A 14,185-nucleotide genomic window follows, 5' to 3' on the forward strand; every position below is an offset into this window, starting at 1 on the left:
TTGTGAGTTCCACCCACGGTCGGCGCCGTTCAGGCGTCCGGGTGGCCGGCGACGATGGCCGCGCCGGAGGATGCCCCGATTCGGACGGCGCCCGCCTCCAGCATCGCGATCGCTTCCTCGTAGCTGCCGACGCCGCCGCTGGCTTTCACCGGGAGGTACTCGCTCATCAGCTCCACGTCCGGGACGGTCGCGCCGCCGTCGGCGAAGCCGGTCGACGTCTTCACCATCGCGGCGTCGGCGTCGCGGGCGGCGTCGCACGCGCGGCGCTTCTCGTCGTCCGAGAGCAGCGCCGTCTCGATGATGACTTTCACGGGGACGGGGACGGCGGCGACGACCTCGGCGACCTCCTCGTGAACCGCGTCGTCGTCGCCCGCGCGCAAGCGCCCGACGTTGATCACGAGGTCGAGTTCGTCGGCGCCCTCGCGCCAGGCGTCTTCCGCCTCCGCCCGTTTGGCCGCCGGGGTGTGCTGCCCGTGCGGGAAGCCGATCACCGTCGCGAGCGTCACCTCCGGCGCGCGCTCGCTGGCCTCGGCGACGTAACACGGCGGAATGCAGGCGTTCATGTCGTGCTCGTCGGCCTCGTCGAGGACGCGGGCGACGTCCTCAAGCGTCGTCTCCGGTCCGAGTATCGTGTGGTCGATGGTCGCGGCGAACTCGTCGAGCGAGAGCGACGCGGGGTCGGCGAAGGCGTGCGCGTCGAACGCGTCGGACGCGTCGTCGGTCATACCGGCGACTCGTGTGCTGCCCCGGAAAAGCTACCGAGTGTCTTCCGGGTGTCGCCGCTCACGATTCGGCTGCCGCGAGCACGCGGTACGTCACGACCGCGGCGACCGCCGAGGCGACGACGCCGAGGGCGAGGGGAGCGACGCCAGTCGGGTCGGGCGCAACCCCGAACGACAACGCGAGCGTCACGGGCGTCACGGCGAGCGAGAGAAGGGCACGGACGAGCGGGTGCACGGGTCCACCGCGACGACCGCGTCGGCTAACGGTTTCGATCCCGGACACCCCGGTGCGACGATTTCCCCAACGCTTTCACTCGCCGGCGCGCGCCCATCGGCATGGAGGCTCTCGTCTTCGTGCGGCCGGCGCTGTTCCCGGGGCCGCCGCTCGTGCTCCCGGCCGGCTTCGGGCTACCGCCGCTGCCGTATCTGGCGGCGCTTGTCGCCGGACTCGCGGCTGTCGGGCTGACGCTGCGCCGACGTGACCCCGACTTCGGCGGCCGCCACGTGCTCGCGCTGGTGCCGTGGATGTGCGTCGGCGCCGCCGGTCACGTTCTGTACGCCCTGGGCGCGCTGCCCGACGCCGCCGCGCCGCTGTTCGGCACGCCGAGCGCGTACCTCACGACCGCGGTCGTCGCGGGGGCGTCTGGGTCGCCGCGCGTTCCGTCGCCCGCGACGACGCCCTCGCGCTCGGCGTCGCCGGCGCGCTCGCGCTGGTCCCCTTCCTCGGCGGAGTCGCCCGATACGGGATCGCGAACGGGACGCTCTCGCCCGGCCTGCCGGCTGCGGGGCTGGTCGCCGGCGCCGCCCTCGGCGTCGCCGTCGGCGCGATCCTGTACCGCGTGCGCGACGGCGCCGCGGTCGCCGGACGCGCGGGGCTGCTCGCGGTCGCTGCCCACGGCGTCGACGGGGTGACGACCGCCGTCGGGATCGACCTGCTCGGCTTCGGCGAGCGCACGCCCGCCTCGCGGCTGATCATCGAGTTCGCGGCCGGACTGCCCACCGCCGAACTGCTCGGCGCGGGCTGGCTGTTCGTCCTCGTGAAGCTCGCGGTCGCCTGCGTCGTCGTCCTCGCGCTCGCGCCGACGGTGCGCGAGGAACCCCGCTACGGTCACGCGCTGCTGGCGCTCGTGACCGCCGTCGGGCTCGGCCCCGGCGTCCACAACGCGCTGTTGTTCGCGGTGGAAGTCGCGTAGAACCGGGACCGCGCGGGCGGTCGGATCCCGGCGGCTACTCCGCGGTCGCGACGCTCGTTTGCATTCCCTCGGAGTTGTACGCCGACCCGGCGCCCGACTCGTCGAGCACGATGACGCCGGCGGCGGAGCCGGTCAGTTCCCCGAACTCCTCGATCGCGCGGTCGGCCGCCGCCTGGGCGTCGAGCCCGTTCTCGAGGTGGCGCACCGCCCGTCGCGTCAGGGTCGCCTTCGCGATGTCCTCGCCGGCGCCGGTGGCGCTGGCGCCCCGGCGGGCGCACAGAAGAAGCCCGAGCCGATCTGGGGCACGTCGCCGACGCGGCCCGCGAGCGCGAACCGCCGGCCGCCGGTCGAGGTGCAGGCGGCGAAGGCGTCCGTCGTCGGGTCGTGGGCGACCGCGCCGACCGTGTCGTGGCCGCCGAACCGCTCGTCGAGCCAGCCGAGGTGCGCCGTCGGTCCGGCGTCGGGTTCGGGCGGGTCGGCGGCCTCGTACTCCTCGCGCTCGTCGTCGGTGAGGAGGTCGCGCTCGACATCGATCCCGAAGTCGTCGGCCAGGTCGACCGCGTGGACGCCCGAGACAGCCACGTGGGGCGTCTCCTCCATGACGACGCGCGCGACCGCGGCGGCGTCGGCGACGCCCGGCATCGACGCGACCGCGCCGGCGTCGCGCTCCTCGGTCATGATCCCCGCGTCGGTGCGGACGATCCCGTCCGACTGGACCGCGCCGCCGTAGCCGGCGTTGAACCGGGGCGACTCCTCGAGCACCTCGACGGCGGCGACGACGGCGTCGACGGCGGTCGACTCGCCGGCCCCCGCCCCCGCGGCCTCGTCGAGGACCGCCTGTCTGGGCTCCGGTTCCTCGGGGACGCCGCCCGCGCCGCCGTGACAGATCACTCGCATGGCTCACTCGGCGGCGGCGGCGGGCATCAATCCACGGGAAGCGGCCGGCGAGTCGGCCCCGTTCAGTCGTCGGCCGGGTCGGCCCCGTCGCCCGTCACGCCGGTGTCGCCGTCAGTGCCAGTCTCGGTGTCGGCGTCGACGCCGGCGTCAACCTCCGCGCGGCTCAGGTGCCCGGCGACCGCGAGGTAGTCGCGGACGAACACCGCAAGCGAGGGGACGACGACCACGCCCGCGAGCACCGCGACCACGAACGGCGGGAGCACGGGCGCGAGCGCGACGGCGATGAACGCCATCTGGACCCCCGCGAGCGGTCGTCGAACGCGGCTGTCTGGGAGATCGAACACGGGGAGTCCGCGGCGGTGACGCCGCCAGCGACCCAGTTTGAACAGGTAGCGCGCGGCCGACAGCGTGAGGTACCAGACCGGCAGGCGCCCCCACGCCACCCCGACCAGCGGCGCGACGAGGAACCCGAGCGTGTCGATCCCCATGTCCAGTTTCGCCCCAAGAACCGTCGGGCGGCCGAAACGGCGCGCGAGCGCGCCGTCGACGGCGTCCATCGCCGCCCCTATCCCGTACAACAGCGCCGGCGCCCACGCCCACGCCCCCGCGAGCGGTCCGGTCAGGACGAACCCCGCGACGCCGGCGTACAGGAGCCCTCGGCCGAGCGTCACGGCGTTGGCGACGCCGATGCCGGCGGCGACTGCGCCGGGGTCGCCGGGCGGGTGGTTCAGTCCCGTCCGACGGGCGAGAAACACGCTCTCCCAGGCGACGACGACCGCCACAGGGAGCAGCCACGCCCCGGCGGCTTCGGGGCCGACGCCGGCGGTCACCGCGCCCGCGCCGACCGCGACCGCGGCGATCGCCGCCGCGGCGACGGCGACGGTGACCGGCGCGAGGACCACCGCTCGACCGTCGTCACGGGCTGGTCCCCTCATCGCTCAAACTCCGGATCGGCGAGTCCGTCCAGGCGAGCGCGCTGGTCGGCAGTCAGTTCGAGGCGCGCGGCCGCGAGGTTCGAGACGACGTGCTCGCGGTCGGTGCTGGCGGGGATCGGGACGACGCCGGCAGCGACGTCCCACGCGAGGATCACCTCGGCGGGCGTCGCGTCCGCCTCCGCTGCAACCGCGGTCACGACGGGGTCGTCGAGCAGCCCCGGCGCCGACAGCGGCGAGTGGGCGATCATCCGAATTCCCCGCTCGTGACACCACGAGACGAGGTCCTGTTTCGGGGTGTACGGGTGGCGCTCCACCTGCACCAGCGCGGGTTCGATCCCCGTCTCGGCGACCAGCCTGCGGAGCCGGTCGAGGCCGACGTTGCAGATCCCGATCGTTCGGGTCAGCCCCGCCTCCCGCAGGGCGGCGAGATCGCGCCACGTGTCGGCGAGGTCGCGGTCGGCGGTCGCGCGCTCCCCGTCCTCGTCCGTCGGGAACGTCACCGCCTCCTGCTCGTCGACCGGACGGTCGGCGAGCCGGCGGAGCGGCCCCTGATACGCCCACGCGTCGGGCCAGTGGAGCGCGTAGCAGTCGAACGCGTCGACGCCGAGCTCCGCCAGCGATCCCTCGCACGCCTCCCGGAGGTGGCCGTGGTTCGTGTTCCACGCTTTCCCGAGCAGGAACAGCCCCTCGCGGCCGGGGGTCCCCGGTGCCGCGAGCAGGTCGCCGATGCGCGACTCGTTGCCGTACAGCTCCGCCGAGTCGAGCAGCCGATAGCCGGCATCGAGCGCGATCGCGACCGAGTCGGTCCGGTCGACGTACGTCCCGTCCCGGTAGCGCGAACAGCCGAAGCCGACCGGCGGGAGCCGGAGTGCGGTGCCGTCGGTGAGCTCGGACGCCGGCGGGCGGACCGTCGGAGCTGACACCTGGCCGACGCCGGCCGTGAGCCCGCGAGCGTCGACGCCGGCGGGCGTCCGGCCAGCGTCGGGCCCGTCCACCGTGCGTCCGGTTCCATCCGGGTCGGTCGCCTCCGCCTCGATCGCGGCGCAGACGGCAACGACGTGGGCCGCGCGCCGCGCCGACGACCGGGGGCGGTCGCCGCGACCGATCGCTCGGGCGAGTCGTTCAGGGCCGTCGAGGTGCGAGCGCTCGCGTCGCGGCCGCGGATGTGGCGCGGACACCGACTCGCGGTCGCCGCCGCGGACCCGGACTGCGTCGCGGTCGGCGGCCATCGCCCCGGCGTCCGCGAGGTAGAGCGTCCCGTCGTCGCCGTGGCACTCCAGCGAGTAGAACTCCCGGCTGCGGTGGTCGGCGTACAGGCTCGCGCGGAGGGAGACGACCGGGCCGTCGGCGAACTCCACGGTCGCTTCGACGTGTGCGGGCGCCTCCGGGCGACGCTCCTCGCGTTCGGGCCAGACGTCGACGGCGTCCGCCGAGCGCACCCGCGCGACGGAGCCGAACCAGTCGACGAGGACCGACAGCGGGTACACCGCACCGTCGAACAGCGGGCCGACCGAGAGGAATGAGTCGGGTCGCTCGTGCCACTGGGTCACGCGGCCGACGTGGGCCGTCGCGTACGCGAGCCCCACGTCGCCGATGCGACCGTCCGACAGGAGCGTCCGCGCGTGGCGCTGGGCGTCGCACTCGGGGGCGATCGGCGCGCAGCCGAGCGCGAGACCGCGGTCGCGAGCGAGTCCGAGGAGGTCGCCGGCCTCCGCCGGATCGAGGGCGAGCGGTTTCTCCGAGAAGACGTGCCGGCCCGCCTCGAGGCACGTCTGCGTCACCGCAGCGTGCGCCGCGTGACTGGTGAGGTTGACGACGAGCGGGGCGTCCTCGGCGGCCAGCATCGCGTCGAGGTCGGCGTAGACGGCTGGACGGCCGGCGATCGACCCGGAACCGCCGCAGTCGTTCGAATCAGCCACCGTCCGCGCGAGCGACGCGGCGCGGTCGCGATCGAGGTCGCAGACGGCCGCGAGCGACAGCGACGACCCGTCGAGGTCGGTCGTGTACTGGCGAGCGACCGCGCCGGCGCCGACGAGCAGACAGTCCACGGCCGGGCTACGGGACGGCCGACCAAATAACCGGAGGGCGGTTGCGTCGCCGGATCGTCCGCGGGAGACGGAGAACGGCAGGCTTTTTCGCTCGCCGTCGGAAGCCGCTTGTAGCCTATGAGCTACGACATCGCCGAACGCCCCGAGGAGGGCGAGGTCATCACTCTCGCCGACGAGGAGACGGGCGAACTAGACGTTCCCGAGAATCCCATCATCCCGATCATCCACGGCGACGGCATCGGCACCGACGTGGGCCCCGCGGCCCAGAAGGTACTGGACGCGGCCGCCGAGGCGACCGGCCGATCCATCGCCTGGATGCGCGTATACGCCGGCGAGTCCGCCCGCGAGAAGTACGACGAGAACCTGCCCGACGAGACCGTCGAGGCGTTCCGCGAGTTCCGCGTCGGCATCAAGGGACCGCTGACGACGCCCGTCGGATCCGGCTTCCGATCGCTCAACGTCGCGCTGCGCAAGACGCTCGACCTGTACGCGAACGTCCGGCCGACGTACCACCTCGACGGCGTCCCCTCGCCGGTCAAGAACCCCGAGAAGATGGACATGATCACGTTCCGGGAGAACACCGAGGACGTGTACGCCGGCATCGAGTGGGAGGCCGGCACCGACGAGGTCGAGCAGGTCCGCGAGTTCGTCGAGGAGGACATGGGCTTCGACTCGACCATCCACGACGGTCCCGTCGGGATCGGCGTCAAGCCAATCACCGAGTTCGGCTCCAAGCGCCTCATTCGCGAGGCTATCGACTACGCGGTCAAGAACGACCGCGACTCGGTCACGCTCGTCCACAAGGGGAACATCATGAAGTTCACCGAGGCCGCCTTCCGCGACTGGGGCTACGAGGTCGCAGAGGAGGAGTACGGCGAGGACGTGATCACCGAGGACGAACTGTGGGACGAGCACGACGGCGAGCAGCCCGAGGGCACGGTCGTCGTCAACGACCGCATCGCCGACAACATGCTCCAGCAGCTCCTCACGCGGACGGACGAGTACGAGGTCATCGCGACGATGAACCTCAACGGCGACTACATGTCCGACGCCGCAGGCGCCCAGATCGGCGGCCTCGGCATCGCGCCGGGCGTCAACTACGGTGAGGGGAAGGCGCTGGCAGAGCCCGTCCACGGCTCCGCGCCCAAGTACGCCGGCCAGGACAAGGTGAACCCGACCGCGATGATCCTGTCGGGCCGCGAGATGCTCGACTACCTCGGCTGGAACGACGCCGCGGACCTCGTCCGCGACGCCGTCGAGCAGCAGATCAGCGAGGGTCGCGTCACCTACGACCTCGAGCGGCAGCGCGAGGGCGCCACGAAGCTCGCCACCTCCGAGTTCGCCGACGAGGTCGTCGAGCGCATCCACGACCTCGCGTAATCGACGACCGTCGCGGATCGCCGGGGCCCTCTCCGGGCGAAATCGCGGTGTCCCCGTCTCTCTCACGCGAGCAGCGCACGAACGCGCTCCCGTTTTTCACGCCTCGCCACGTACGAGTAGACGTGGAAGGCGCCCGTGAGGACCTCTTCGATGGGGTCCGGGACGACCTGACCGCAGGTCTGGACCGCTCAAAACAGACGCTCTCGGTTCGCGTCGAGCGCCGCACGTACAACAAGCCCATCACCGTGATCGAGGGATTCGACCGCGACGCGACTTGTTTTTGCGCCGCGCGAACCGGTCCCGGATCGACGCTGCACCCGCGACGCCTCCGGTGACTATTCCCCGAGGATCTGGTCGGCGCACTCGTACCCGGCGACGACGCCGCCGTTGAGGCTGCGCTCGGGGTACTGCGCCGCGCTGGCCATCCCGGCGTAGTACAGCCCGTCGGCGACCTCGTCCGCGAGGTCGTACGGGACGACCATGTCGCGGTAGCCGCGCTCGTAGACGGGCGCCGCGCGCGGGGCGCGGGCCATGCGGAACTCCGAGACCCAGTCGCGCGAGAAGTCGGGGAACATCTCTCCGATGTGGTCGAGCCAGCGGTCCTCGATCTCCTCCTCGGAAGCGGTCGCGAGCCACTCGTCCTCGGTCTGCACGTAGCTGGCGACGTACAGCAGGTGGTCGCCGCCGTAGCGCTCGGGCGGCACGAAGTTCGTGTGCTCGATGAGCGCGCCGAAGGGGGCGTCGTGGGCGATGTTGAGCCAGTAGGTGTCCGTCAGCGGCTCGTCCATCGTGACCACCGCGCAGACGGCCCCCTGGAAGTCGATGTCGCAGGCGTAGCCCGTCAGATCCTCCAGCACGTTCGGCATCGTCGCGACGACGACGCCGTCGACGGCCTCCGTGCGCGTCTCGCCGTCCTGCTCGACGGTGATCGCGGAGACCGCGGCGCCGTCGCTGCCCTGCTCGCCGCTCGCGTCGCTGCCGTCGTCCCCACCGCCGGCGCCGTCCCCGGCGCCTGTGGCGCCGGTGTCGAGGTCGACGACGCGGGCGTTCGTCTCGACGTTCTCCATTCCCACGTCGTCGACGAGCGCGTCGATGACGGGCGCGAAGCCGCCGTCGAAGTAGCCGAGGATCTCCCCCCTGAGGAGGTCGCGCTCGCCGCGGAACTTCACCCGGCCGAGCAGCCACGCCGCGCTCACGTCGTCCTTCCGGGAGCCGAACTTGGCGTCCAGCAGCGGCTCGAAGAAGTTCTCGTACACGCCGCGGGAGGTGTGATCCAGCAGAAAGTCCCTGATCGGCACGTCCTCGAAATCCCCGAGGTCGTCGTACGTGTCGAACGAGGGGATCCCGCCGCGCACGTCGATCTCGAGGGTGAGCATCCCCAGCCGGAACTTGTCGTACACGCTCATGTGCGGGTACGCGAGGATCTGCCAGGGCGTGTCCAGCGGGTGGACCACGCCGTCGACGTAGTAAGCGTTCTTCCCGACGAGCCACTCCAACCGGTCGCCCAGCCCCAGTTCCTCGGCCAACTCGACGATCGTCTCCTCGGACTTCGAGAGGTGGTGGTAGAACTGCTCGATGTCGTCGCCCGCGGTCTCGTAGGTGCGCGCGAGTCCGCCCAGCGCGTTCTCGCCGCCGGCCTCGTACACCGTCACCTCGCGCCCGTTCGCGCGCAGGCGACGCGCGGCGGCCAGGCCCGCGATGCCGCCGCCGACGATAGCGATCATGGCGGGGACTGCGCCGCGGCGTGGCAAGTCGCTTGCGGATGGTCGCCGCGAGCGTCGGAGTCGACCGTCGGCTCGGCGAGAACGCTGAAGCCCCTGGCACACGAACCTGAGGGCATGGCAGACGACGACATCGAGGTGGACGTCGAAGTGGAAGTAGAGGTCGACAGCGACGAACTGGAGGTCGAGGTCGGCGACGCCACCGAGTACGAGGCCGAGTTGGAGACCGACGGACTGGAGATCGAGGTCGAAGTCGAGGTCGAACGCCGCGGTCGAGACGAATCGGCAGCGGACGGCCACGACGAGAGCGAGCAGGAGCGAGACGACGGCGGGCACGACGAAGCGGACGACGGCGACGGGGACGACGAGCAAGAAAACGGCGATGGCGGCTCGGACGCGGAGCCCGACACCGAACCCGGTGAAGCCAGCGAGGAGTAAGGCGCCGTCGGCGGCGGCGAACGCGCTTTTTAACCCACGCGGGCGCCAACGGCTGGTATGAGCGAACCGCGCGTCCCCGGAGGCGGGGACGACGCTGTCGAGCTGCCGTGCGGCGAGACGCGGTCGATGTCGGTGTTCGACCTCGGCATGCGCGAGTACGACTGCGCGTGCGGGGCGACCCACGGCGTCGTCACCGACGTGAACCCGCCCGAGCGCTTCCTCCCGGAGTTCCTCGTCACGACGCTTCAGGAGGCCGTCGAGACGACCAGCGAGGAGATGCCGGAGTTCGCCACCCCGCACCTGATGGGCATCGTGCTGGAGGAGTTCCCCGAACGGGTGACGGCCGCCGACGCGAGCGAGAACCCCGACATGGGCTACTCGATGCTGTGGATCACGGAGTTCGACTCGCGGCGGCTCCACGAGATCATCGTCGAACTCGTGATCGAGCTGATGGAGCACGCGGTGAGCCACGCCGACGACTCGACCGCGATGACGCAGTTCGAAGAGCAGATGATCGAGTTCGACGTACAGGAGTTCGTCGACCAGTACCGCGCCGAGCGGGACCTCGACGCCGACGACGTGTACGTCTAACCCCGCGAGCGGCGTTTTCTCCGGCTCCGATTGGAGGCGCGACAGCGACGCCGACAACCTGTGAGTCCGTGCAGCGCGGTGTGGTACACCGTGGCATTACGAATTTCGTAAATCAGCTACGAAAATCGATGTGTTCCGTCGGCCTTATTACGATGAACGCACTCGGAGACGGTAATGAGTCAGGACACCGACGGGGAGAGCCGGACCATTCTCCTCATCGGCAGCGGGCCCATCCAGATCGGACAGGCGGCAGAGTTCGACTACTCCGGCGCGCAGGCGTGTCGCGCGCTGCAAGAGGAGGGCGCGCGAGTCGTCCTCGTCAACTCCAACCCGGCGACGATCATGACGGACCCGGAGATGGCGGACAAGGTGTACATCGAGCCGATCACGACCGAGGCGATCTCGGAGGTCATCGCCACGGAGAACCCCGACGGCGTCATCGCCGGCCTGGGCGGTCAGACCGGCCTCAACGTCACCGCCGAGTTGGCGGAGGAGGGCGTGCTCGACGAGCACGACGTGGAGATCATGGGGACGCCGCTGGACACGATTTACGCGACCGAGGACCGCGACCTGTTCCGCCAGCGCATGGAGGGGCTGGGCCAGCCGGTCCCCGCCTCGACGACCATCTCGATGGACGAGGACGAGTCGGTCACACAGCTCACCGAGGAGGACCTCCGCGACCGCGTCGAGGACGCGGTCGACGAAGTCGGCGGACTCCCCGTCATCGCGCGCACGACCTACACCCTCGGCGGGAGCGGGTCGGGCGTCGTCGACGAGATGGACGAGCTGCTCGACCGCGTGCGCAAGGGGCTTCGCCTCTCGCGCAACTCCGAGGTGCTCATCACCGAGTCCATCTCCGGGTGGGTCGAACTGGAGTACGAGGTGATGCGCGACGCGGACAACTCCTGTGTCATCATCTGCAACATGGAGAACCTCGACCCGATGGGCATCCACACGGGCGAGTCCACCGTCGTCACGCCCTCGCAGGTCATCCCCGACGACGGCCACCAGGAGATGCGCGACGCCGCGCTCGAAGTGATCCGCGACCTGGGCATTCAGGGCGGCTGTAACATCCAGTTCGCGTGGCGCGACGACGGCACCCCCGGCGGCGAGTACCGCGTCGTCGAGGTGAACCCCCGCGTGTCGCGCTCCTCGGCGCTGGCGTCGAAGGCGACGGGCTACCCCATCGCCCGCGTCACCGCGAAGGTCGCGCTCGGCAAGCGCCTCCACGAGATCACCAACGAGATCACCGGCGAGACGACGGCGGCGTTCGAGCCCGCCATCGACTACGTCGTGACGAAGGTGCCGCGCTGGCCCATCGACAAGTTCGACGAGACCGACTTCACGCTCTCGACGGCGATGAAGTCGACCGGCGAGGCGATGGCCATCGGCCGCACCTTCGAGGAGAGCCTCCTGAAGGCGCTCCGCTCCTCCGAGTACGACCCCGCCGTGGACTTCGGCGACTTGGAGGACGACGAACTGACCGCACAGTACCTGGAACGTCCGAGCCCCGACCGCCCGTACGCGATGTTCGAGGCGTTCGAGCGCGGCTTCTCCCTCGAGGAGGTCGTCGAGGCGACCGGCATCTACGAGTGGTACGTCGAGCGCTTCCACCGGATCGTCGAGGCGAGCAAGGAAGTCGTCGACGGCGAGTTCACTCCGGCGGCGATTGCCGGTTTCACCAACGCCGAGATCAGCGCGCTCGCCGGCAACGTGTTCGAGGATAGCAGCCTGACGTGGCTACCCGAGACGCGCGGCGCGTGGCGGACCGCCGGGGCGACCGAGGCGGCGGCCGCCGGCGCCGCCGGCGTCGAGACCACCGACGAGGGGATCCCGGTCTCGGCCGCCCGCGCCGGCGTCGGTGAGGTCGAGGCGAACGTCCCCGGCCGGACGTACAAGCAGGTCGACACCTGCGCCGGCGAGTTCCAGGCGTCGACGCCGTACTACTACTCCTCGCGCAAGCCGGAGTGGTTCTCCGGTCCGTTCGAGGGCGACGCCGCCGGCGGCGAGCTGCGCGTCGACCGCGACGCCGAGAGCGTCGTCGTCGTGGGCGGCGGCCCAATCCGCATCGGTCAGGGCGTCGAATTCGACTACTGCTCGGTGCACGCGGTGCGCGCGCTGCGCGAACAGGGCATCGACGCGCACGTCGTGAACAACAACCCCGAGACGGTGTCGACGGACTACGACACCTCCGACGGGCTGTTCTTCGAACCGATCACCGCCGAGGAGGTCGCCGACGTTATCGAGGCGACCGCCGCAGACGGCGTGATGATCCAGTTCGGCGGGCAGACCTCCGTCGACATCGGCGAGCCGCTGCGCGACGAACTGGAGCGCCGCGGCGTCGAGTGCGACATCATGGGCACCGCCGTCGAGGCGATGGACCTGGCGGAAGACCGCGACCGCTTCAACCGCCTCATGGACGAGCGCGGCATTGCCCAACCGGAAGGCGGGTCCGCGACCAGCGAGGAGGAGGCGCTGGGGCTGGCCCGGGAACTGGGCTATCCGGTACTGGTCCGCCCGAGCTACGTGCTCGGCGGACGCGCGATGCGCGTCGTCGACGACGACGACGAGCTGAAGGAGTACATCGAGGAGGCCGTGCGCGTCTCCCCGGACAAGCCGATCCTCGTCGACGAGTTCCTCGCCGACGCGGTCGAGCTCGACGTCGACGCCGTCGCCGACGGCGAGGACGTGCTCATCGGCGGCGTGATGGAACACGTCGAGGCCGCGGGCGTCCACTCCGGCGACTCCGCGTGCGTCATCCCGCCGCGCTCGCTCGACGAGGAGACGATGGCCCGTGTGCGCGAGGTGACCGAGGAGATCGCAGACGCCCTCGACACGGTCGGGCTGATGAACGTCCAGCTGGCGGTGCGCGACGGCGAGGTGTACGTCCTCGAAGCGAACCCGCGCTCCTCGCGCACGGTCCCGTTCGTCTCGAAGGCGACGGGCGTCCCCATCGCCAAGCTCGCCGCCCGCGTCATGGCCGGCGAGTCGCTTGCGGACATGGCCGTCGACGAGGCGATCCCCGAACACTTCTCGGTGAAGGAGGTCGTCCTGCCGTTCGATCGCCTGCCGAATTCGGACCCGCGCCTCGGCCCCGAGATGAAGTCCACGGGCGAGGTGATGGGTACGGCGAGCGACTTCGGCGTCGCCTACGGGAAGGCGCTGGACGCGGCGGGCCAGCGGCTCCCCGACGGCGGCGTGGTCGCGTTCGAGACGGTCGGCGACAGCCTCCCGCGGAGGGGCACCGAGGAGTACGAGCACCTCCGCGCGGGGCTGGAGGAGTACTACGAGGTCGAGCCGGTCGGTGACGTGGCGGAGGCGCTGCGCCGCGGCGACATTGACTTGCTGATATCCGACGAGGTCGACGCGCTGCGCGCGGCCGTCTCCGAGGAGGTCGCGTACCTCTCGACGACCGAGTCGGTCGAGGCGTCGCTCGAGGCGCTCGCCTCCCGCGGCCAGGACCTGGACGTGCTCGCGGTCTCTGAGCGCCCGCGCCGCACGGCGGCGTGGGGACGGAGGGACTGACGGGCTATCGACTGACGACGGTCGCAGCCACGCTCGCAACCACACCGGCCTGCGGCCCCCTTTTCACGTGGGCGCGCGAACTGCAGCGCGTGACCGACGAAGACGCGCCCTCGACGGTTGCCGATCAGCTCCCCGACGATCTCGCCGAGGTGTTCCCCGCGTTCGCGGGGATCGACGATCCCGATCTCCGCACGAGCGTCCGCGACGCGTACGCGCTGGCACTCGCCGAGACGGACTGGACCGACCTCGCGGCGGTGCCGTGGCTCCCGGACGAACAGGCTCGCCTCGGTCTTCCCGACGAGACGAACGTGGAGCACGTCAACGACGTGACCGCGCTGGCGACGGCGCTGACGGACGCCCTTACCGACCGCCGTCCCGATCTCGGGATCGACCGCGACCTCGTGGTCGCGGGCGCGCTCGTCCACGACATCAGCAAACTGTACGAGTTCGCGCCCGGCGAAGGCGGCGACGCGGTCACAACCGACTACTACGACCTGCTCGGCCACCCCTACGTCGGCGTCCACGTCTGTGAGGCGGCGGGGCTGCCGGTCGCGCTGTCGCACGTCGTGCTCTCGCACACCGGACGGACCACCGTCGAACCCGCGACGCCCGAGGCGGTCGTGGTGAAGCGGGCCGACGAGGTCGCCGCCGCGGCGATCCGCGCGCAGGCCCTGGAGGACCTGCGCGACGCGTGAGGGCCCGCGGCGTGTCGAGTAGACGCGACCGCGGAGTGGA

Annotated in this window: 11 protein-coding genes and 2 pseudogenes; 7 read left to right on the forward strand and 6 right to left on the reverse strand. The window is 71.2% G+C overall.

Features of this window, described 5'->3' with window-relative positions; all coding sequences use genetic code 11:
* Window positions 1–29: 29 nt before the first annotated feature.
* On the reverse strand, window positions 30–725 hold the full coding sequence (gene deoC / locus P0Y41_RS13425; protein WP_284061820.1) for a deoxyribose-phosphate aldolase: 696 nt from the start codon (window positions 723–725) through the stop codon (window positions 30–32).
* Between the two features lie 58 nt (window positions 726–783).
* The gene (locus P0Y41_RS13430; RefSeq protein ID WP_284061821.1) at window positions 784–957 is read right to left on the reverse strand and encodes a hypothetical protein; all 174 of its coding nucleotides are present in this window, start codon (window positions 955–957) and stop codon (window positions 784–786) included.
* Between the two features lie 101 nt (window positions 958–1,058).
* Here P0Y41_RS13430 and P0Y41_RS13435 point away from each other — a divergent pair.
* A pseudogene (locus tag P0Y41_RS13435) lies at window positions 1,059–1,915 on the forward strand (DUF63 family protein).
* Window positions 1,916–1,949: 34 nt separating this feature from the next.
* Here P0Y41_RS13435 and P0Y41_RS13440 read toward each other — a convergent pair.
* The 3 genes and pseudogenes from P0Y41_RS13440 to P0Y41_RS13450 all read right to left on the reverse strand — a co-directional run bounded on the left by P0Y41_RS13440 (window position 1,950) and on the right by P0Y41_RS13450 (window position 5,795).
* Window positions 1,950–2,812: pseudogene (locus tag P0Y41_RS13440) on the reverse strand (isoaspartyl peptidase/L-asparaginase).
* A 62-nt stretch (window positions 2,813–2,874) separates the two neighbouring features.
* Window positions 2,875–3,747, reverse strand: a complete 873-nt coding sequence (locus P0Y41_RS13445; protein ID WP_284061822.1) for a CDP-alcohol phosphatidyltransferase family protein — start codon at window positions 3,745–3,747, stop codon at window positions 2,875–2,877.
* The gene (locus P0Y41_RS13450) at window positions 3,744–5,795 is read right to left on the reverse strand and encodes an aldo/keto reductase (protein ID WP_284061823.1); all 2,052 of its coding nucleotides are present in this window, start codon (window positions 5,793–5,795) and stop codon (window positions 3,744–3,746) included. Before P0Y41_RS13450 ends, P0Y41_RS13445 begins: the two co-directional genes overlap by 4 nt.
* Before the next feature lie 117 nt (window positions 5,796–5,912).
* Between P0Y41_RS13450 and icd the strand changes: the two genes are divergently transcribed.
* Both icd and P0Y41_RS13460 read left to right on the forward strand, forming a co-directional pair.
* Window positions 5,913–7,175, forward strand: coding sequence for an isocitrate dehydrogenase (NADP(+)) (gene icd / locus P0Y41_RS13455; RefSeq protein ID WP_284061824.1), 1,263 nt, complete (start codon window positions 5,913–5,915; stop codon window positions 7,173–7,175).
* A 122-nt stretch (window positions 7,176–7,297) separates the two neighbouring features.
* Window positions 7,298–7,510 carry an SUI1 family translation initiation factor gene (locus P0Y41_RS13460; RefSeq protein ID WP_284061825.1) on the forward strand — a complete coding sequence of 71 codons (213 nt, stop codon included), beginning with the start codon at window positions 7,298–7,300 and terminating at the stop codon, window positions 7,508–7,510.
* Here P0Y41_RS13460 and P0Y41_RS13465 read toward each other — a convergent pair whose 3' ends face one another.
* On the reverse strand, window positions 7,511–8,899 hold the full coding sequence (locus tag P0Y41_RS13465) for an NAD(P)/FAD-dependent oxidoreductase (protein ID WP_284061826.1): 1,389 nt from the start codon (window positions 8,897–8,899) through the stop codon (window positions 7,511–7,513). It lies immediately after the preceding gene.
* A gap of 114 nt (window positions 8,900–9,013) precedes the next feature.
* Between P0Y41_RS13465 and P0Y41_RS13470 the strand changes: the two genes are divergently transcribed.
* The 4 genes from P0Y41_RS13470 to P0Y41_RS13485 all read left to right on the forward strand — a co-directional run bounded on the left by P0Y41_RS13470 (window position 9,014) and on the right by P0Y41_RS13485 (window position 14,145).
* Window positions 9,014–9,334, forward strand: a complete 321-nt coding sequence (locus tag P0Y41_RS13470) for a hypothetical protein (protein ID WP_284061827.1) — start codon at window positions 9,014–9,016, stop codon at window positions 9,332–9,334.
* Between the two features lie 57 nt (window positions 9,335–9,391).
* Entirely contained in the window at window positions 9,392–9,925 is a 534-nt protein-coding gene (locus tag P0Y41_RS13475) for a DUF5815 family protein (RefSeq protein WP_284061828.1), read from the forward strand.
* Window positions 9,926–10,099: 174 nt separating this feature from the next.
* Window positions 10,100–13,450 carry a carbamoyl-phosphate synthase large subunit gene (gene carB / locus P0Y41_RS13480; protein ID WP_284061829.1) on the forward strand — a complete coding sequence of 1,117 codons (3,351 nt, stop codon included), beginning with the start codon at window positions 10,100–10,102 and terminating at the stop codon, window positions 13,448–13,450.
* An 89-nt stretch (window positions 13,451–13,539) separates the two neighbouring features.
* On the forward strand, window positions 13,540–14,145 hold the full coding sequence (locus P0Y41_RS13485; protein WP_284061830.1) for an HD domain-containing protein: 606 nt from the start codon (window positions 13,540–13,542) through the stop codon (window positions 14,143–14,145).
* Window positions 14,146–14,185: the final 40 nt, after the last annotated feature.

The sequence above is a fragment of the Halobaculum halobium genome (genome assembly GCF_030127145.1).
Taxonomy (GTDB): Archaea; Halobacteriota; Halobacteria; order Halobacteriales; family Haloferacaceae; genus Halobaculum; species Halobaculum halobium.

Excerpts from the sequence above, each read along its gene's own strand:
- deoC (WP_284061820.1), bottom strand. The coding sequence starts at position 725 with ATGACCGACGACGCGTCCGACGCGTTCGACGCGCACGCCTTCGCCGAC.
- P0Y41_RS13445 (WP_284061822.1), bottom strand. The coding sequence starts at position 3,747 with ATGAGGGGACCAGCCCGTGACGACGGTCGAGCGGTGGTCCTCGCGCCG.
- icd (WP_284061824.1), top strand. The coding sequence starts at position 5,913 with ATGAGCTACGACATCGCCGAACGCCCCGAGGAGGGCGAGGTCATCACT.
- P0Y41_RS13465 (WP_284061826.1), bottom strand. The coding sequence starts at position 8,899 with ATGATCGCTATCGTCGGCGGCGGCATCGCGGGCCTGGCCGCCGCGCGT.
- P0Y41_RS13470 (WP_284061827.1), top strand. The coding sequence starts at position 9,014 with ATGGCAGACGACGACATCGAGGTGGACGTCGAAGTGGAAGTAGAGGTC.
- P0Y41_RS13475 (WP_284061828.1), top strand. The coding sequence starts at position 9,392 with ATGAGCGAACCGCGCGTCCCCGGAGGCGGGGACGACGCTGTCGAGCTG.
- carB (WP_284061829.1), top strand. The coding sequence starts at position 10,100 with ATGAGTCAGGACACCGACGGGGAGAGCCGGACCATTCTCCTCATCGGC.